General features: G+C 43.6%; 15 protein-coding genes. 6 read left to right on the plus strand and 9 right to left on the minus strand.

Annotated features, from left to right (window positions below; translation table 11 throughout):
* Window positions 1-27: 27 nt before the first annotated feature.
* From B9A91_RS00120 to B9A91_RS00145, 6 genes are all read right to left on the minus strand, one after another.
* Entirely contained in the window at window positions 28-1,107 is a 1,080-nt protein-coding gene (locus B9A91_RS00120) for a FecR family protein (RefSeq protein WP_084236244.1), read from the minus strand.
* Window positions 1,108-1,196: 89 nt separating this feature from the next.
* Window positions 1,197-1,766, minus strand: a complete 570-nt coding sequence (locus tag B9A91_RS00125; RefSeq protein ID WP_084236246.1) for an RNA polymerase sigma factor — start codon at window positions 1,764-1,766, stop codon at window positions 1,197-1,199.
* 181 nt (window positions 1,767-1,947) lie between these two features.
* Window positions 1,948-3,033, minus strand: a complete 1,086-nt coding sequence (locus B9A91_RS00130) for a Gfo/Idh/MocA family protein (protein WP_084236248.1) — start codon at window positions 3,031-3,033, stop codon at window positions 1,948-1,950.
* A gap of 15 nt (window positions 3,034-3,048) precedes the next feature.
* Entirely contained in the window at window positions 3,049-4,503 is a 1,455-nt protein-coding gene (locus B9A91_RS00135; RefSeq protein WP_084236250.1) for a Gfo/Idh/MocA family protein, read from the minus strand.
* Window positions 4,504-4,530: 27 nt separating this feature from the next.
* Window positions 4,531-7,977 (minus strand): DUF1080 domain-containing protein, encoded by a 3,447-nt coding sequence (locus tag B9A91_RS00140; protein ID WP_084236252.1) that lies wholly within the window; start codon window positions 7,975-7,977, stop codon window positions 4,531-4,533.
* Between the two features lie 46 nt (window positions 7,978-8,023).
* Window positions 8,024-9,304: a Gfo/Idh/MocA family oxidoreductase gene (locus B9A91_RS00145; RefSeq protein ID WP_084236254.1), complete on the minus strand. Its 1,281-nt coding sequence runs from the start codon at window positions 9,302-9,304 to the stop codon at window positions 8,024-8,026.
* A 223-nt stretch (window positions 9,305-9,527) separates the two neighbouring features.
* On the opposite strand from B9A91_RS00145, the gene B9A91_RS00150 reads away from it, so the two are divergent.
* The 6 genes from B9A91_RS00150 (at window position 9,528) to B9A91_RS00175 (ending at window position 14,259) form a co-directional block, all read left to right on the plus strand.
* Complete coding sequence (locus B9A91_RS00150) at window positions 9,528-10,763, plus strand: ROK family transcriptional regulator (RefSeq protein WP_200815590.1); 1,236 nt, start codon at window positions 9,528-9,530, stop codon at window positions 10,761-10,763.
* A gap of 78 nt (window positions 10,764-10,841) precedes the next feature.
* Window positions 10,842-11,768 (plus strand): DnaJ C-terminal domain-containing protein, encoded by a 927-nt coding sequence (locus B9A91_RS00155; protein ID WP_084236259.1) that lies wholly within the window; start codon window positions 10,842-10,844, stop codon window positions 11,766-11,768.
* Window positions 11,765-12,055 (plus strand): chaperone modulator CbpM, encoded by a 291-nt coding sequence (locus tag B9A91_RS00160; RefSeq protein ID WP_084236260.1) that lies wholly within the window; start codon window positions 11,765-11,767, stop codon window positions 12,053-12,055. Before B9A91_RS00155 ends, B9A91_RS00160 begins: the two co-directional genes overlap by 4 nt.
* Before the next feature lie 158 nt (window positions 12,056-12,213).
* Window positions 12,214-13,155 (plus strand): helix-turn-helix transcriptional regulator, encoded by a 942-nt coding sequence (locus B9A91_RS00165; RefSeq protein ID WP_235012311.1) that lies wholly within the window; start codon window positions 12,214-12,216, stop codon window positions 13,153-13,155.
* 260 nt (window positions 13,156-13,415) lie between these two features.
* Complete coding sequence (locus B9A91_RS00170; RefSeq protein ID WP_084236262.1) at window positions 13,416-13,865, plus strand: MauE/DoxX family redox-associated membrane protein; 450 nt, start codon at window positions 13,416-13,418, stop codon at window positions 13,863-13,865.
* Between the two features lie 82 nt (window positions 13,866-13,947).
* A complete protein-coding gene (locus tag B9A91_RS00175) occupies window positions 13,948-14,259 on the plus strand; it encodes a hypothetical protein (RefSeq protein ID WP_084236264.1) in 312 nt (103 codons plus the stop codon).
* A gap of 49 nt (window positions 14,260-14,308) precedes the next feature.
* On the opposite strand, the gene B9A91_RS00180 is transcribed toward B9A91_RS00175, so the two are convergent.
* The 3 genes from B9A91_RS00180 to B9A91_RS00190 are packed head-to-tail and all read right to left on the minus strand — an operon-like array spanning window position 14,309 to window position 20,284.
* Window positions 14,309-15,673: a RagB/SusD family nutrient uptake outer membrane protein gene (locus B9A91_RS00180; protein WP_084236266.1), complete on the minus strand. Its 1,365-nt coding sequence runs from the start codon at window positions 15,671-15,673 to the stop codon at window positions 14,309-14,311.
* Window positions 15,674-15,686: 13 nt separating this feature from the next.
* On the minus strand, window positions 15,687-18,974 hold the full coding sequence (locus B9A91_RS00185) for a SusC/RagA family TonB-linked outer membrane protein (protein ID WP_159451593.1): 3,288 nt from the start codon (window positions 18,972-18,974) through the stop codon (window positions 15,687-15,689).
* A 29-nt stretch (window positions 18,975-19,003) separates the two neighbouring features.
* Window positions 19,004-20,284 (minus strand): FecR domain-containing protein, encoded by a 1,281-nt coding sequence (locus tag B9A91_RS00190; RefSeq protein ID WP_394334670.1) that lies wholly within the window; start codon window positions 20,282-20,284, stop codon window positions 19,004-19,006.
* Window positions 20,285-20,678: the final 394 nt, after the last annotated feature.

A 20,678-nucleotide genomic window follows, 5' to 3' on the forward strand; every position in this document is an offset into this window, starting at 1 on the left:
TGGCGCATCTCCTTTTTTCATCAATAGTTAGCGTTTTCTCAGTTCCACCCTCCTTTCTGCACTATTGTATACATAAGACGTTCCCGAAAATAAAACCTTCAATACATCCTCTGCCGCACGCTGAAAATAGAGTGTACCAGAAAAGGTTTCGCTCAGGTCGAGCCCCTGTGTACCGATCTCAATACGATAATATCTTGCTACCTTCTGTACAATTTCTTCGAGTGATTCCTGTTCAACATGCAACAAGCCCTCCTTCCAGGATTCAAACTCTGCTGTCTTTACTTCCGCAATCTGAAGCTTATTTGCTTTAAGATCATAACTGATCTGCTGACCGGGAACCAGTTTCTTCTCCACTTTATTTAACCAGTTGCCTGTCGAAAAAGAGATGCTTCCCTTAACCAGAACAGCATAATTCTTTTCGCTTTTCGCATCCGAGCTCACGTAAAACTCGGTTCCTAAAACCTTAATGTCCATATTACCGGCCCTTACATAAAATGGATGTGCTTTATCGTGCGTTACATCAAAATAGGCTTCGCCCTCTAAATAAACCTCCCTGCTGTCACCCGAAAAAACAACCGGATAAATCAGCCTGGAACCAGAATTCAGCCATACTTTCGTACCATCAGGGAGTTTAATTACCGAACGCTGGGCATCCCCAACCACCAGGGTATTAAAATCGTTGGTCGTAATGATGTTCTCCTCTTCATTTACGGTGCCGGATGCCTGAAGCTGTCCTTTTATTGCTGTCTTATTCAGCACTGCACTCTTCCTGGTCACATTTTGTGCAGCAAATTCCATCAGCTTATGTGTAGGTGTATGTTGCTGGTATTGCCACATGCCTATACCCAGTACAGCAAACAAAACTGCCGCTGCCTGCAGGTATAGTTTCCAGGTGTGCCGCTTAGGTTTAGCTGCTGCCTCCTGCTCAATCCGCTCCCACAGGCCCGCTGCCTCCAGCGCCGTCAATTTCTCTCCACCGGCATTTTTTACAGCTGCCTTGATTTCTTCGCCAAGCTCCCGCTCGCTGTCAGAAACCAGGTGTTCCTTTCCCTCCGGAATACCGCCCGATAAAAAATCTTCAGCTTTATAATTGTTCTTTGAATCCATTTATACACTTTATAGTGTATACAGAGTGAGGAACCCCGATTTTATAGACGATTATTTTAAAAAAAACAAAAATCTCTTCCTGATGCATTTCAGGCCAGTATTTTATAGAGATGTTTCACTACCATACGCTCCCTCAACTGCTTTACACCACGGTACACCAGGGTACGGCAGGTCTCCAGTGAAACGTTCATCACCGCTGCTATCTCTTCATATTCCAGTTCAGAATTAAACCGCAGGTAAAGGGCTTCTTTCTGCCTGCTGGGCAACAACTCCAGCTGTTTGTTCAGCTTCAGCAAAAGCGCCGATTCCCGCTCGTCCTGAATGATCTGTTCTTCGGCATTACCAGAAAGTAAAAAAGGCACTTCAAAACTATGATTGGCCTCTGCTGCCTGTTTCTTTAGCACCAGGCAAATCTTACGCTTAAGTGAAGTAAAAAGATAGGATTTTACATTTACCTCTGGGGCCAAAGTTTTACGGTATTTAAACAGGTCTACAAACAAATCCTGTATCCCATCCTTCACCAGTTCCCCATCTTCGGTAAACCTCAAACCAAAAGCATACAGCACATCAACAAATTGTTTATACAGCGAATTCAGGGACTCCGTATCCCCGTTAATGAATGAAGTCCATAAATCTCTATCTGTTTCTCTAAACATCATTCAATAGTTTTTTTTAAAACTTTTCGCTGCTGCTCAATTATTTGGTTATTATGATGAAGTTCTGAACGGTATATCAATAATAAGAAAAAATAATTTAAAACCTTAACGATTTTTATGTTGCAAGCTAGTACAGCTATATAAATTTAACCATAAGCCGGTATTAACAATACATTAATAATTGTCAGGTAAGCTGCACAACCTGCCCGGTTTTTACCGACTCATCACAGGCAAAGGCAATCTTCAGGCTGTTGATGGCATCGGCTGTAGGCTCATCCAGGTCAATATCTTCCAGTATCGCCTTCAAAAAGTAGCGCTGTTCCCGGTTACACAGTTCCTGATGACCGGGTTCATCCGTAAGGTCTACCCAGCTGTCGGCTTTCGCAAACTTATCTGCTGCGTCGAGTGCTGCATAATGCACTTTAATCGACTCGGTTTTGGTATGCGCATCTATATTGTCCGAATTGCCTGATGCACCCGCTTGTTTTGCTACAATGGATACCGAACCTTTCGGGCCAATCACATCTTTTACAAAAAATGCAGTCTCACTCATCATCGGTCCCCAGCCCGCCTCGTACCAGCCTACAGAACCATCTTCAAAACGGATCTGCAGCTGCCCGTAATTGTAATTGCCTGCCGGGATTTCTTCCGTCAGCCTTGCCCCTATGGCGCTTACCTGTAAAGGTTTGGAACGTGTCATCTGGCACATCACGTCAATATAATGCACCCCGCAATCCACAATAGGGCTCAGGCTCTTCATCAGGTTGCGGTGTACCGTCCATTTTGCACCCTGGCTCTGCTGGTTCAGGTTCATCCGCATTACCAGCGGCTTGCCCATTTCCGAGGAAAGTTCAATAAACTTCTCCCAGGAAGGATGGTAACGTAAAATATAGCCCACCAGCAATTTCTTATTGTACCTTTTAGCGGCTTCGGCCACACGCTCCGCACCGGCTACAGAGTCGGCCAGTGGCTTCTCTATAAATACATGTGCCCCCGCCGCCATCGCCTTAATGGCAAAAGCCTCATGTGTATCCGGATAGGTGGAAATACATACCGCATCAGGTTTGGTTTGCTCCAGGGCCTGGTCGTAATCACTAAACAAGGGATAACCGCCGCCAAGTGCTTCGTTTAAAACCACTTTGCTGTTCCCTGTGGATACCAGGCCGCAAATTTCAAATCCGGGAAGTGTATGGTAGGCTGTAGCATGGGAAGCCCCCATATTGCCACAGCCCACTACCAATACCCTTAAATTTTTTAGTCCTACAGACATACTTTCAATTTAAAATTATATGCCTAAACTCCAGTCCTTGCGGTACTCACGTTTCACATACTGGTTTACCTCATCAAAATTCGTCACCCGCATGTTCTGTTTGTCCCAAAGCAGTTTAATGTCCCTGCCCGGATAAATCACCTTACCATCTGCTTTTGTGCGCGGCACGTCTGTGCCCCTGATGGCCAGATTGGCAATCAGCAAAGTTTCGGTAAGCGGGCCTGCAACATCAAAAGGCGAGCTCAGCTGTATCTTTCCATAACCTGCAATCGCCGCTTCTGCCCATTGTGTATAATGCCCGTCAACATCACCAGGTACACGTGGCAGCTTCTTTTTGGTACGCACCTCATTGTTGCGGGTTAACGGCAGCAGTTTCGGATTGGCTCCATACACACCGCACATCATCTTTCCTTTTGTACCTTCAAACAACACACCGTTGTCACCAAACGATTCGTTTGGCAGCAATTCTTCCGGACGTTCAGGCTTAATGCCCCCATCCATCCAGTGCATTTTCAGGTTACCCTTGGTCTTTTTCGTTTTCTCAAAAGTCATGATCACATGACTTGAAGGCGGACAACTGTCCGGAAAATATCCCCTTTTAAATTCATCCAGGTATAAGGTACCTACGCTGCATTGCACGTCAAGCGGAGTGTCCAACCCTAATACCTTTACTGAAGGCTCCACCAAATGGGCACCCATATCGCCAATGGCACCTGTCCCATAATCCCACCAGCCTCGCCAGTTAAAAGGCACCAGCTTTTCTATATAAGGTTTATAGGGTGCAGAACCCAGCCATAAGTCCCAGTCCAGTTCAGCAGGCACTACTCCTGGAGTCGAAGGCCATAAAAGCCCCTGCGGCCAGGTAGGCCTGTTTGTCCAGCAATATACCGTATGCACCTTGCCAATCTGGCCGTCGTCCAGCCATTCCTGCAATTGCCGCACCCCTTCTCCTGATGAACCCTGGTTACCCATCTGGGTAACTACCTTGTAGCGTTCAGCAGCCTCTCTCAGCTTACGTGCTTCATAAATATCATGCGTCAGGGGCTTTTCCACATACACGTGCTTGCCTAGCTGCATAGCCGCCATGGCTATCATGGCGTGGTTATGGTCTGGTGTCGATACCACTACCGCATCTATACTTTTCTGCTCTTTGTCCAGCATTTCACGGTAATCCCTGTAATACTTTGCCTTTGGGAAAGCCTTTACAGAATTGGCCGCCCTGCGGTCATCCACATCGCATAAAAATGCAATCTCGGATTTACCGCCATTGTATATTTTAGCCAGGTTACTCTCGCCTTTACCGCCTACACCAATACCGGCAACCATCAGGCGGTCACTCGGTGCCAGAAAGCCCCTGCCGCCCAATACATGGCGCGGCACAATCATAAAACCGGCTGCAGCCAATCCTGCAGTCTTAATAAAATTTCTTCTTGAATTGATTGCTGCAGAATCCTTTTTCTCTTCCATCATAATTTACAACCCGATACCATATGTTTTCTATTTCTTAACGCTCTTAACGCTCTCGTTCTTTGCACTAAGGTCTTTGATCCGGATGTTTCTGAACTGCACAGGCGAGCCATGCCCCAGGAAACCAATGTGGCCGCTTTCACGCTGCAAGCCAGGGTGTGGTTTTCCATCAGCGGCGCCATTTTTACGTGCTTCAGTGATGTCGCCATCCAGGATTACGGTACCGTTAAGGATCACCTTAATTTTAGGGCCTTTTACAATTACCTCCTCATAGTTCCATTCGCCTACAGGTTTAAGGAAACCTCTTTTAGCAGGGATGGTTCCATATACAGAGCCATGGTACTGGTAAACGTGCAGGTTCTTATAAATAGGTGCATCGTTGTCCAGGATCTGCAATTCCATACCCTGGTAAGCCGCATCACCCGTTAAAGGCGCCCTGATGCCCAGGCCATTGTTTGCTCCGGGGGTCAGCTGAAATTCAAAACGGAAAATGAAATCGCTGAATTCCTCTTTGGTAAACAGGTTACCGCCAGAGCCCTTTCCCGGTTTCGGGCGGATAGAGATGTTGCCATCTTCAATAATGTATTCCGTAGTGTTACCAGTCCAGTTGTGCATATTGGTACCGTCAAACAATACCTTATAACCTTCTTTCTTCTCCTGTGCGCTCAGCTCAAATGGTTTCGGACGCGGGATCTCCCGGATGTAAATATCGCGGTAAGCAACCGGCGAACCATGGGCCTGCAGTTCGATCTGCTCTTCGGCAAAGATCGGCAGGTTTCTGTCCCAGTAGTTTTCCAGGATCACATTATCAGTCACCAGTACGCCATTCAGATATACGGTAACACGGTCACCCTTCATTAAAATGCGGAAGGTGTTCCACTCATCCAATTTGTTGTCGGCAACCTGAAGCGGTTTGCTTTCATGAACTTTATTGTTGTACAAACCGCCAGAACCTACCTGGGCACCCACCTTTACGCGGGCATTGTCCCATATCTGTACCTGTGGGGTACCGCGCAGATAAATACCTGCATCACCTTCGCCTTTTTTATCGTCAATAATCTTCCAGTCCACCAGCATCTCAAAATCCCCATACTTTTTTACCGTGGCCAGGTTGTCGCCATGGCTCATAAAATGCAGCTCACCGTTCATCGGTTTCCAGCTTTCGCGAGCCGATGCATCTGCTTTTTCCTGTGCAGCAGCCAGGGTTTTGGCATCCATTTTCGACCTTTTTATCGGATCAGCCACCAGGCCTTTCCATCCTGTAAGATCGGTGCCATTAAATGCCTGTACAAAACCTTCGCCCTGTGGCATTTCGGCAAGGTATTTACGCATGGCCTCAATCTGGTATTCAGCATCACCGCCTTTAATGGTAGCGATGGTTTTATTGAGCAGGTCTTTGACAATTGTTCCTTTGTACGACTTATCGGCCAGGGCAATGTTCATTACTGCATTGGCAGCAGGCTGCTGTAAAGCGGCATTGTCTAAATACCTGCCCGCAAATAACAAGGAATTAAAACATTTGGCCTGCTCCAGGTCTTTTAAGATCTGTCCCTGCTGGGCCGGATTTTTGGCAACAGCCATCGCCTCACGAAGCAGCAGCAGCCTTTGCTCCGGCTGGTATTTTGTTGTCCTTACCAAACGCAGGTAACCATTAAGGGCCTGTTCAAGGTAGGCGGCATTGGCGGGCTCTCGGCTGATCTTTATCAGTTCTCCTGCTGCACCTGCATCTGTCCATGACGATAAAGCTGCAATTGCCGCCTTTTTGGTTTGTTCATTGCCCCTGTTAAAAGCTTCGGAAACCGCTTTCAGAGATTTCTCTCCACCCAAACTGCCCAGCATTTTATAATATAATTCTTTTTTGGCATCAGGTGCTGCAGCCATTTGCAATAAAACTGCATCTACCTGCTGGTCCCTGTTTTGCGTACCTTTTACCGCCGCAATAACAGCCTCTTGAACCTTTACCAGTTCATCCTGATTGCTGGTTTCGTTCAGCAAAGTGAACAACTGCGATAAGTTATCGCCGATTACAGTTTGTTTCAGCGCCGAAAAAGCGGCTTGCCTTACCTGCGGGTTTTTACTTTTCAGTAACGCAGAAACAGTACCCAATTGGGCGTTTGCCGCTTTCGCGGCCAATACATTGATTAAAGCCACCTGTACTTCTGGCTTTGCTTTAGGGATAAAGGCAGCAACCTTAGCACCCATGCCCTCACCTTTCATTCTTAAAATGGTATTGGAAAGCGCAGTTATGTCGGCCGCATCACCTTTGCCCATTACTTTAAGCAAGGCTGGCAGCGATGCTTCTTCACCAATATTACCGGTTGCAGCAAAGGCGGCAGCCCTTACAGCAGCATCATTACTTTTAAATAGTTTACTGATCGAAGGCAATACCGATTGAACTTTACTCTCGCCCAGCATATTTAAAATGGCCACCTGTGTTTCAGGGTCTGCTTTGGCAGCCTTTTTAACCCATTGTTCTGCAGTTGCAGGCGTAAGTTTAGGCAAGGCAAATTTCAATGCCGCAGCGCGGTATTCAAAGCTTTTATCGTCCATCGCGGCCATCAGGTATTCATCGCTCTGCTGTGTACTGAAATCAGAAACGATCTTCAATGCGGTAGTACGTGTATGTACCTGATTGTCGCCCGTAGCCTTTTCCAGGATCTGTTTGGCTATTTTATTGGCCAAAGCCTTATCATTGCCTTTCATCAGCTCAGTGGCGTAAATACCGTAGGCTGCAACAGCATTTGTTTTATCGTATTTAAAGCCTGCTTTCTCGGCAGCAGTGGCCATCACGCTCTCCGAAGCCGGATCAGCAATATAAGCCAGTGCATATAAAGCCATCTTAGCCAGGTCATCTGCGCCGGTAGTTAAACCTGCTATAGCTTTGGCGGCTTCCCTGCTCCTGCTATCTCCCAATGCCTCAACTATAGAAAGACGGGCAGCTCCTGATGATTTAGCTAAACTGTTCAGCAAAGCTGTTTTTGCAGCCGCCGAATTCACTTTAACCAGGGCCCTTGCCGCAGGATCTGCCAATTGGGCATCTGTTAAATAGCCTTCCAGACAAGCCACAGCATCGTCCTTACCTACAGTTTCCAGCTGAGCGATGAGGAAGGATTTGTTTTGTTTGTCCGACACTTTGGCCAGGGCTTTGCAATAAGCATTTACGCTCATTTTTCTCCAGGCTTCCTGTCCGGGCTGGGTCACATAACCCGAAAATCCGCCAATAGCATATTCCAGCAGGGCATTATTTCCTTTGCCTGGGGCGGTTAAACCACTGATGAGGGTTACATAACCATCTTCGCCCATGCTGGCAATTTCCTGCATGTTGGCTTTTAGCTGCTTGGCATCCCTGGCAGGCAGCTGCGCCAGTAAATCTGCAATTCTGGTGGTGATGGTACGTTGGTCTGTTTTGTCCTGCGCAAAGGCCTGATATTGCAGCATTACGGCAGCGAGCAGGACAAAGAATATCTTTTTTATCATTATAGTAAGGGTAAAAGGTTAATTCTAAATATTTAAAAGGATTAAATTAAATGGTAAAAGGGGCACGCATAACCGGGTTAATCAATCGGTTTGCGCCTTCATCATCAATAAATTCCTGTTTAACCGGGTCAAACTTCAGGTTACGTCCCAAACGCAGGGCAGCAAGGCCTATGTTAATGATGTTACATGAACGGTGCCCGTTCTGCTCATTTAAGGCAAACTGCTGTCTTGTTCTTACCGCTTCGCTGAAATCGGTGAGTTGTGGTGCCGGATCAGGGAATGCAGCAAGCTTGCGTTCCAGATCAGGGATATCCGATTTAAACCCTGGGTAAAGCTTTCCTTTTGGTCCTTCTATATAAGGTACATTCGCATCCTTAGCCTCACCATCTAAAATAATCTGGCAGCCATCTGCATAAGTATAGGTTATTCTGCGCCAGATGCCTACAGCATCCGTATGTTGTTGCGGGGCATCAATTTCGACAGATATTGGGTTGGTATCGTCTTTACCCAAAAAGTATTGGATCGGGTCCAGGTAATGCTGTCCCATGTCACTTAAACCACCACCATCATAATCCCAGTAGCCTCTGAAAGTCTGGTGCACGCGGTGGGTGCTGTAAGGTTTATAAGGCGCAGGGCCAAGCCAGGAATTGTAGTCCAGTTCTGCAGGCACCGGCTCAGGAGGCAAATTATCCTTACCTACCCAGAAAAATTTCCAGTCGTAGCCCGTATGCCTGCTTACCGTAACCTTTAAAGGCCAGCCCAGCAAACCGCTATCTACCAATTTTTTCACCGGTTTAACGGTAGTACCCAGTCCATAAAAAGTATCTTTAAAACGGAACCAGGTATTTAACCTGAAGATCCTGCCATTGGCCTGTACGGCCTCCATCACCTTTTTTCCTTCGCCTATGGTATGCGTCATGGGTTTTTCACACCAAATGTCTTTACCAGCGTTGGCCGCATCCACAGCCATAATGCCATGCCAGTGCGGTGGTGTCGCAATGTGCACAATATCTACCTCCGGAAGCTGGATCATCTCACGATAGTCGCTAAAGGTCTTTACCCCTTTATCCAGCATGGGCAGCGACTTGGCGATGTGCCTTTTGTCTACATCGCAGATCGCAACCACCTGTGTGCCTTCGTAAGGAAAGTGGTTACGGCCCATGCCGCCAACACCAATAACGGCCTTGGTCAGCTTATCACTTGGTGCAATAAATCCCTGTCCGCCCAATACATATCGCGGAACAATGGTAAATGCGGCCAATCCTACCGCAGTCTTTTTAATGAAATCTCTTCTGGAGTTTGCTTGTTGTGGTTCTTTGGGTTTCATGTCAGCTTTGTGTTGTTATCATCCTTCATACTTTTCCAAACATCAAAAATTCGGTACTTGCATGGTTAATATTAGGGAGAAATTGTTAAAAACACAAAACATCCTTTAATTATTTACGTATTAAAAATACTTTTATAAATTTTTAATATAAGTTCTCTATATTTAACCAAATAGAGCAATCAAATCCATGAATCTTAGTCTATTAAATCACATAACAAAACCAATGCAAGATAAGCAGCTGATACACAAATACCAGCTGGTCAAACATCTTTTTAACCTTGGCCCATGTTCTGTCTCTGCCTTATGCCGTACCATGAACATGAGCACCCCCAGTATTCTAAAACTGATCAGTGGTTTAACAGATGAAGGCTGGATAGAAAAGAAAGGTTATGGCGTATCTCTTGGCGGCAGGAAACCCGATCTCTACAGCTTAAAAGATAAAAAGATCCTGATCCTTTGTATTGACATCGCCTTGTTCCACACCAAAATAGCCATTATTGACAACAATTATAATTACATAGTAGAGGCCCAGACCATTGCCCTGCCCATCTCCAAAAGCACCCGGTCCGATTTTCTCCATATATTAAGCGGCCATGTACAGGATATTCTGAAAGACCATCACATCAGCAAAGAAACTTTGATTGGCTGCAGCGTAGGTATGCCGGGCCTGGTCGACTCTGAAAAAGGAAAAAGCTACAGCTATTTTCTTAGTGATGAAGAAGACATCTCGCTCACAACGGAATTTGAGAAAACACTGAAACTCCCTGTCGTTATCCAGAATGATGTCAACGGATCGTCTATGGCCGAATTTACGCACGGCATGGCAAAAGGCAAGCAGAACGTCCTCATCCTGTTAATGGACCTGGGCGTCGGGCTCGGCATCATTATGGATGGCAAATTAAGAAAAGGTGCCTGCGGGTTTTCGGGCGAGCTGGGCCACATCCCCTTCGTAGAGAACGGGGCCCTGTGTTACTGCGGCAAACACGGCTGTCTCGAAACCATTACTTCCGGCAACGCTTTATCAGAAATGGCAAAAGAAGGCATACTAGCGGGCAAAAACTCCATGCTCAACAAACTCAGTAAAGAAGAACTGCAAAGGATTGAACCTGCTGTGATTATAGAAGCAGCAAACAAAGGCGATCAGTATGCCATCCAGCTGCTCTCCAATATCGGTACCTATATGGGTAAAGGTATCGCCATGCTCATTCAGCTCTTTAACCCCGAACTCATCATATTAAGCGGAAAAATTGCAGAGGCCAAGCAATACATTACCCTGCCCATGCAACAGGCCATCAATACCTATTGCATGACCCAGATCAGGGAGCGGACCACTATCCTCTCTTCCGAGCTTGGCGAAAACTCAAGGCTGCTGGGCTATGCCACAACAGGGATCGATCATTTTCTGGACACCTGCATTCAGAAAGCCGGAAAACCAAAGTCAAAGCTTCAGGTTCAGTAATAATTTGCTTACTTTTTGTATTGAACAACTATTTTATGTTTTCATTTGTTGTTAACTTGTAATAGCTAAAGACAATATATGGCATTTATAGATTACTACCAGACACTGGAAATTGACAAAACAGCCTCCCAGGATGATATCAAAAAAGCTTACCGCAAGCTGGCCAGAAAGTACCACCCCGATCTGAACCCTAACGACAAAGAAGCCAACAAACGCTTCCAGCAAATCAATGAAGCCAATGAAGCGCTGAGCGATCCGGAAAAAAGGAAGAAGTACGACGAATATGGCGAGCATTGGAAAAATGCAGAGCAGTTTGAGCAGGCCAAACGGGCACAGTCACAGCAGCAGCAATACCAGGGTTCCGGAAATCCTTTCGGTGGCGGCACTTCAGGCAGTTATACTGCCGAGGATTTCGGAAGCGGCGATTTCTCGGAATTCTTTGAAAATATGTTTGGAAAAGGTGCTGGACGGCGAGGCGGCAGTCAGGTTAAATACAAAGGGCAGGACTACCAGGCAGAGCTGCAGCTTGAACTGATGGATGCCTATAAAACCCATAAACAAACGCTGACCGTAAATGGAAAGAACCTGCGCATTACTATTCCTGCAGGGATTGCCGACGGACAGGTGATCAAACTGGGCGGACAAGGTGGACCGGGCAGGAATGGCGGACCAAACGGCGATCTGTATATCACTTTCAACATCGCAGCCCACCCTGTTTTTAAGAGGTTAAATGATGATGTATACCTCAACAAAGAGATCGATTTGTATACTGCAGTGCTGGGCGGCGACGTTACAGTAAATACAATGGATGGGATGGTGAAATTAAAAGTTGCACCAGGCACCCAAAACGGAGCAAAAGTGAGGCTAAAGGGCAAAGGCTTCCCGGTTTACAAAAAAGAAGGGCATTTCGGGAACCTCTTTGTAACCTTTACGGTAAAAATCCCTGCCGCACTCAACGAAAAACAACAGGAACTGTTTAAAGAATTACAAAAACTGGAATCATGAACAACGAACTCATCACTATAACAGAATATTGTGTAAAATACGAGATTGATCCTTTATTCATCAATTCCCTGGAAGAATCCGGCATTATTGTATTTACTAACGTAGGCCTGGAAAAATTTATACATACCACCCAGTTTGCCGAAATTGACAGGTACATACATTTTCATTATGACCTGCACATCAATATAGAAGGGATTGACGCCATCCGGCATTTGCTGAACAAAGTAAGTAGCCTGCAGGATGAGATCAGCCAGTTGAAAAGGCAGTTATTGCTCCATGAAACCTGATTGATAAGGTTTACTTAAAACATTTCAGCTTTTTTAGCTATTTTAACATTATGCCCAGCAATATTAAAATCCAATTTTTCGTTAGGGATAACCGGTTTTAATGTGAAAATATTTCTTTTGTGGCATCATCTACCTTAATGTTCATAATAAGGTAAACTATGCAATCACACATCAAACTTCAATTGGCTCCAACTGAGCCCCTGACCCTTGATGCTCTCCTGTTAATCAGCAGTCTGCCACTTAAAATAGCAGAAGCCCAACGAATCGTTACTGATGATGGATATCTTCTTATCCAGTCTATCAATCATTACATTGCGCACATTGAATTGTTTGAATACAATTTAATCAGGGACAGCAAGATAGACTTCGTTATAGAACGACCCTCGTTTTTTATGCAAATCGTATTGGGTAAAAATACCTGCTGCATGAGTTATAAGCCCGCCGGAAAATACCGCAGAATCCTACCCGCCGGAAATGACCAGATCTTGCTCATTTCATTCCAGACAGAATGGCTAAATAAAAAATGTCACAAGCTGGCAGAGTTCAAACCCTTTAACGAAATTTCCGGCGATACCGGATATGCAGCCGTCAACCTTCCCCCCTTTGGTATAGCCAAAAACATTTTTAAGTCGCTCAAAAGCCTGGATTCAAAAACAAATGAGTTCAATATAGATGCCGATGTGCATGTGTTTGTCAACAAATGCTTTAATAAATACTACCATAAGCTGAGCTCAAGGAATGCCACAACCAGCTACCACCAGCACAAAGCCCAGGCAATAGCAGCCTTTATTGAAGAAAATTTTGCTACAGAACTGGTAGACGATCTGCCTAAACTTGCCCAGCGCTTTATGGTATCCGAAAGAAGCATGGCCCGCCTGGCTAAAATAGCCTTTGGCACCCCTTTACGGGAGAAAGTGATTAACTTCAGGATGTGCTCCAGTTTAGAACAGCTCATCACTACAAATTATCCGATCTATGAAATAGCCAAACGAAGTGGCTACAAAGAGGGACATTATTTCAGCAAAGCATTTAGAAAGCACTATGGAGTAGCCCCAAAATACATATTACGTCCGCACAGAAGATCGGCATGTAAATTGTAAGGTAGAATAACCTGCAAACTATTTTATACATAGATTGGCAGGTTATTCCATTTTTTTTACCATAAAAAAACCGGAATTTTACATCCGAAAGCATACCAAAAAAGCGCATTTTTAGTTTTCAAACATTTGGAAATAAATTGGTTAAAAAAAATCAAGGGGAATATTCTGCCACTTACTACGTAAATATTTTGGCAGGCCTACTCATTTTTTAAGTAAAAAATGAGCCGCAACTTTGGATCAGAAAATAATTCAAGATCCATATGCAAATCTCATTAAACAACCAGCCACGCCTCCATTTGTCTGCTAAGCACCGGGAGATCATTACCGATATTGCGATCTACCTGTTTGTTGCACTTTTCATGTACACAGCAGCAAGTAAATTCCTTACCATTAAATCATTTGCCAGCACATTGGCCAAATCGCCACTCATCGGTAGTTACAGCCTGTTTGTAGCCTGGGCTATTCCAACGGTTGAAGTACAGATCAGTTTATTGCTGATTGTGCCTTCTGCTAAGAGAATTGGCTTGTACGCATCCTTTGCATTGATGACCTTATTTACAGGCTATTTGATGTACATGGTCTTCTCAGGAGTAGAACTACCGTGTCACTGCGGAGGTGTCATCAGCCGCATGACCTGGCAACAACACATCTGGTTTAACCTGGGCTTCGTAGCCCTGGCCATTGCAGGAATCACCGCCAACAAAAAATAAAGAACTACACATAAAAAACAGGTAAAGCTGTAGCCTGACAAGAAAATACAGTAAGGATTAAAAAACAAAAAAAAGCACTATTATGAACAAGATTAAGAGACTCGCATTCGGTATTCTGGTAGCTGGCCTGGCATTTGGCTTCAGCGCATTCACAACAGTAAAAAAAAGAAGTGTATTGATTTATTATAAAGTAGATACAACCTATCCAAATGCAAATGACCCAAGAGGTTATGTTTATTACTCTGGAGATATGTGCGCATCAGGGGGCAATACCTGTTCAGCCCAATGGGATATCGGAACACACATCCCACCGGTTGGAGATGGAGAACCTCTACCTACAACAGGGGTAACCTTCCAAACAGGATCGGTATATAGCGGTCATGTAGATTTGTAAACTTATGTAACACCATACAAAAAGAGGCTTAGACAGTCTCTTTTTGTATTTAACGCTCATTTTGCTGAATCCCGCTTAATCGAATTTCCTGCTCATCTATCGGCAAAACATATCTTTTATCATTCGGCGGCAGAGTATAAGTATTGCCATTATTTGTTCTGGTTAAAGTTACTGCAAATCTACTGTCAGTATTTAACCTCCTTAAATCAGACCAACGAATTCCCCTAAAAGGCAACTCTCTACGTCGTTCTTTAATTACATAATCTAATACTGTAGCTGCATCTGCACTATTTAAATCCGCATAAATCCCAATCCATCTGTTTCTTCTCAAAGTATTCAAATCATTTAAAGCCCCCATAAGTTCTCCTAATCTTGCCCTGGCTTCCGCGCGGATCAGGTACATTTCTCCGGTAGTCAAACCACCAAACAAACTCCTGTCACCGTTATAGCTACCTTTGAAATTTAATCCTGTGGGACCGAAGAATATGGTTTTCCGACAATCACCAGCAACATATTCGCTATATAATCCAGGTGTTACAGTCATTCGGTTGGGATTAAAAATACCGAAATAAAAAAGACTATGAAAAATAACTTCAGTATTAAATCTTGTTATGGGGAAAGCGGCGGCACTGTTTAATTTGCTATAATCCAGCAAATCGTCCTGAACCAGAAGAGTTAAGTTTGCATATTGACCAGCCTTTTCATAATTTCCCATCACCAGATAAGTTCTGGCTAATAAAGCATAAGCGGCTTCCTTTGAAGGTCTTGTTTTAACAGCAGACTTGGTATTCAATAAATTAGCTGCTGTTTCAAGATCCTTTATTATCTGATCATAAGTTTGTTGGAGTGTGCTGCGCTTATGCTTAGCATTTATATTATATTCCAATTTCAAAAGTAACCCTAAATCCTGATTTGCAGAAGCAGAATTATAATTAACGCAATATCCTTGCGCCAGATTAAAGAAATCAAAAGCCCTAAAAAACAGCGCACTTCCTTTTACATTATTCCAGTTTTGCTGTTCAGAAATTTGCGGCTTTATTTTCTCTATCCCGTTTAAGATCACATTTGCATTCAATACTCTTCTATATGCGCTTTCCCAATCCTGACTTAGTTCTCCATTATAAAATTCTTCTGTCTTTGCCCAAGTGTAAGCACCCTTTTCCTGATTCACATTTACTGCAGACCAATTGGCATCAGCAATATAGAAATCCCCCGCACCAACTTCGCCAAGCCCACAAGCCTGTGCAGTATTAAATACCCCAACATTATCCAATAAAGATTGATAATCTTTTATGGTTTCAGGAACCACCAACGATTTATCAGGTTTTGCTGCCAGCCATTCTTTCTTACACGATTGAAGAATCAGGAAAAGTAACAGGAAACAAAAAATATTGATTGAACTTATTTTCATCATTCAATTCTGTTGATTAAAAATTAGCTTTCAAACCAAATGAAAAACTCTTCGGAAATGGATTTACCAATCGTTCTCCTTGTCCTGCAATCAAATCGGGATCCAAACCTGCATCATTGGCTTTCCAAAGAATCCCCAGATTATTTGCATAAAGATACAATTGAATCTGCTTCACTGGAATTGATGCCCAATTACGGGTATCAAAGTCGTAACTCAAACTGATGTCCTGCAAACGGACGTGATCACCTTCTAGTACTGTTGCAGATGAACCATTGTAAAATTTGTCCCTGGCCTCATCAGCTCCATAATTCCCCATTGAAGGTACATTTGTCCGGTTTTCATCTCCCGGATTTTGCCAGCGATTGGCAAAATCCTTATGCATAAACCTGCTTAAGCTGGTACTGTACATACCGGAATAATTTACGGATGATTTTCTGAAATAATAACCCATTTTATAGCTGATGTTAACCCCAAAGGTAAATTTACGATAAGTAAAGGTATTGTTCAGGGCACCAAAAAAAGTAGGTCTCGCAGAACCACTATATTCTAAATCTTCGGGTTTGGTTTTACCAATTATTGTTGCATAATCTTTGCTAATTTCAATTTTTTTAGTGACCTCGTTATAAGCATAGCCTCTCGGATCTCCATTCACAGGGTCCAAGCCAGCCCATCGATAACTGTAAATTCCATAAACAGGCTTTCCTACTATAGGAGTCGCATTATAACTTCCAACATAATAAATGGTATTGGGTTCAATCACATCATAAAGGGTAACTTCATCATGCACTGTAGAAAACAATACATTTGTTTGCCATTTCAATTTGCCACTTAGATTCTTGGAATTTAAAGCAATATCAAAACCATTGGATTTCATCTTTGAATAATTTCCTCTTAATACCTTTATCCCAGCTCTTGATGGAAATGATTTATCCCCCAACATATCTAAACCGTTTTTAAAGAAGTATTCTATTCTGCCGGTAAGTACTTGATTCCGTAAACCAAAGTCAACTCCAAAATTCGCAATACCAATCTTTTCCCAACGCAATTCCGGGTTACCGATATTTATAATGCTGGCATAGGGTAAATTGCTATACATTGCATTGACCACGCTATATTTGAAAGTAGTAACACCTGTATTACTTCTATCCAGATTTCCGTTAAAACCATAAGTTGCCCTTAACTTCAATACTGGCAGCCAGTCCAATTTGTAAAAGCTCTCCCGGTCCAAATGCCATAAAGCACCTGCCGACCACAAAGGTACATTTTTCTGGTTGGTTTTAACACCGAAGTAATTAGAACCATCCATTCTGGCACTGGCAGAAACAGTATACTTATAATCATAAGTATAGGCTGCATTTCCAAAAACAGAACGAATCCGATCAAGCCTGCCGAAAAGATCTGCACCAGAATTAATCTTAGCCCTTCCAGATGGGTTTAAGTTAAAAGTAGTCACAGTATCCACATCAACGGATTTCCCAGTGGTTGAATCATAACCATAACGGGTATATTTATTAGCCTGCGTATCAAATTCAGAAAGCTCGTATCCTGCAATAGCAGAAACCGCATGTCTGTTCCATTGTTTGTCATAATTCAACTGAACTCTGAAATTCTGGGCCACAGCTTTAGCTGAGGTTTGATTTTGAATAGCACCTACGGGAATATTAAATCCACTTACCTTTCCGGCACTCGTAGTCGAATATTGATTAATCAAGCTTCTGGTCAAATAAGCATCTAGACCACTAACCAGTTCAGAATTGTTACTAATTTTCTGATATTGATACTTCAATTCTGCACTCAGACCGGGTAATATCTCATACTTCAATCCGGTGTTAAAACGAAGATCATTTCCTTTCACACTAGTCGGCGGATAGCTTAATTCATTCAAAGGAACATAATTCCAATTCATAAAACCTTGTGAAACAGCTATTTTTTTGAACTCCGCGCTGTAATCCCGCTCATAGACAGTCGGGTTCCCATTTTGATCTTTGTACCGATAATAAGGAGTAAAATTCAATCCAGAAGTCACCACTATCGTACTGTCAATAGTCCCCTTATTCCTAATATAATTTAAACCTGCACTTAACTCCAGGTTCTTCAGCAACTTTACTGTATGCTGCGTATTAAAAGTATAGCGATTGTTCTCATTATTTGCCAAAGTGTACAAAATTTTGTCATATCCGGCAGAAAAATAATGACTGGACTTATCAGTTCCCTTACTGGCATTTATAAAATACTGTTGCGAAACCGGCTTCCGGTAAAAGTATTTCAGTTCTTCATTCCTGATGTCATTGCCCCTCAAGGCGTCCAGTTGTCTTTGCGTTTCAGCGGCCGATTGCCCGGAACGTTGTCTGTCCAGAATTTTCACTACAGGAGAAACCACGGGATAATTTACCTTATCCGCCAGGGCCGCATCGTACTTACCATTGTTAAATAAAAATGTCTCTACCTCTATAAAATCTTTAGACGATAAGTAATTCGGGTTGTAAAACAGATCCGGTTTACCAGCAACTGTAAGGTTACTGTTGAAACTTAAATTCAAAGCTTGTCCGTACTTTCCTTTCTTGGTTGTAATCACAATAACGCCATTACCTGCCCTAACACCCCAGATAGAGGCCGCTGCTGCATCTTTCAACACGTTAATGCTGGCCACGTCATTCGGGTTAATGGAATTAAAATCACCATTAAAAGGAAAATTATCCAGAATAATCAAAGGCTGATCATTCGCATAAATGGTACTTCTGCCACGGATAGATAGATCCAGGCTCCCCGTATTGCTGCTCATCGTATTTTTATTGAACAAAAGCCCACTGGTAATTCCTTCCAGCCGGCTTAAAATATCAGTGCTTACCCTGCGGTTCAGTTGCGCACTGTCTACCAACACAAAACTTCCCGTGGCGCGTTCCTTGGGAAGTCTCTGATAACCAGTACTCACGATTTCAACCTGCTGCAAGTCATATACACGTTCCTTATCGGGCACCTCTGGCTTGCTGTCTGGCCTATTGGAGACCTTAGGTTTTGGCGGAGCATTGGCCGAAACAACCGGATCGTTCTTTACGATCACCATTTTACCTACAATGGTATAATTCAATTGAAACCTGGCCGAAATAAAGTCCAATACCACTTTCAGCTCAGTATTCTGAAAACCAGCATCAAAGCGCTGCTCAACATCCAATTCCTTCTCATTCCAGGTTATGCTGAAGCCGGTTTGTTTTCTGATTTCCTTAAAAAGCTTGTTTAACGATACGTTCTTACCCGAATAGCTTAACTTTTGCGCACGCGCTGCCATTCCAAACAGTAAGAGCATGAAAATAACAGTTCCCCCTTTTAAATGCATTATTGTGTAACGGTAATCCTCCTGCCTTCAATTTTAAAGTGTACGTTTGCGGTTAATTCGAGCGTTTTAAGTACATCGCTCACATTTTCAGATTTCAACACCGAACCTCCCAGCAGGGCATCGCCTACAGTTTTGTTCTGGTAAATTACATCTACATCGTACCAGCGGGCAATTACCTGCATCACACTTTCCAATGGCATATTCCTGAATATGTATTCGCCCTGCCTCCAAGCTATGGCATCTTCGGCTTCCACTGCCTTCACATCGATGTTTTTTCCCGTCAGGACAGCCTGTTGATTGGGCTTCAACACCACCGCTTCGCCAGCTTGTATATAGCCCTCATCCACACGGGTTTCTAACGCCCAAAGCGGGTCAATAGTTGCAGGGTCTGTCCCGGCAGTCCGTTTGTCTACTTTAAGGAAAGGTGTTACACGTACGCTTCCTTCAAGTAGAGTAGTTTTAATATTGCCATCGTTACCGTAGGCAGTTACATTAAAATGGGTTCCCAACACTTCTATTTCCTGACCTTTGCTGGCCACTATAAAAGGATGTTTTTTGTCTTTCGCTACTTCAAAATAGGCTTCACCGGTTAATTCTACCCTACGTTTCATGGCACCTGCAAAGGTAGAAGGGAATTTCAGGTGACTGGCAGCATTTAGCCACGCCCTGGTCCCGTCGGGAAGTACCACCTGGTAAAGGCCACCCTTTGGGGTATTCAGGGTTACCAGTTGCTTACCTTCATAATCAGCTTCTACTTTACTGCCGTCATCGTATTTCAATTGATTGCTTGCAAAAACAACACCGGTTTTTCCTTCATCTAGGCTAATGTTCTTACCATTACCCAGGGTTAACGTAATCCGGTCCGTAACCGCCTCCACTATGTTATTATTATCTGAAGCAGGGGCTGGTTTTAAGAAGAACCAGCTTAAGCCTAACAATATGGCGGCAACCGCAGCAACGGAGCTAAAGCCCGCAATCAGCTTGTGGGTCATGTCTTTTTTCTTAGCCACTTTATATTCATCAACCCGCATATCCCTGATGGCAGCCAAAGCACTGTTCAGGTCAAAGTGCTGTTTATGGGCCTGCATGGCTCCCATCCCTTCTTTGTATTCCAGAAAGGCCATCAGTTCATCATAACTGATTTTACCAATAATTACTCCATTATCATACACAGGATAAGAATCTACCCCTTCTCTACGCATTATGGTCAATGCATCTGCAACCAGTTGTTGCGCATATAGTCTTTTCTGTTCCAGCGTTATATAAGTTACGTTAACAATTCTTTAATACAATTTTAAGGAAACTCCACCACATAACCACCATTCCATATTAAAAATAACTTCATATAATCAGTGTTTTTCTAAAAATGAAAATAAATCATACGAAAGCTATATCACAACCGGCTAACCCTATAAGTTACAGCACCGTCTATAAGGGGCCCGGTTTTATTTTGGAAAGGCTCCTAAAGGCCCGGATTGTAAAATTCGTTTATATTTGGTCAAATCTTCTCCGCAAATCCGCGGGCATTTCCTTGAAGTTATATTTAAATCCCTTTTGACCAGTACTTTCTCAACTAGTAATGACAAGATATTTCCATATAAATCACTAGTAAATCACATAGTTGAGATACCCTTGGAATAGGGTTGGCTTACCCTTGCAATACCCTATGGGGTA

Origin of the sequence: Pedobacter africanus, assembly GCF_900176535.1 — a bacterium.
Taxonomy (GTDB): Bacteria; Bacteroidota; Bacteroidia; order Sphingobacteriales; family Sphingobacteriaceae; genus Pedobacter; species Pedobacter africanus.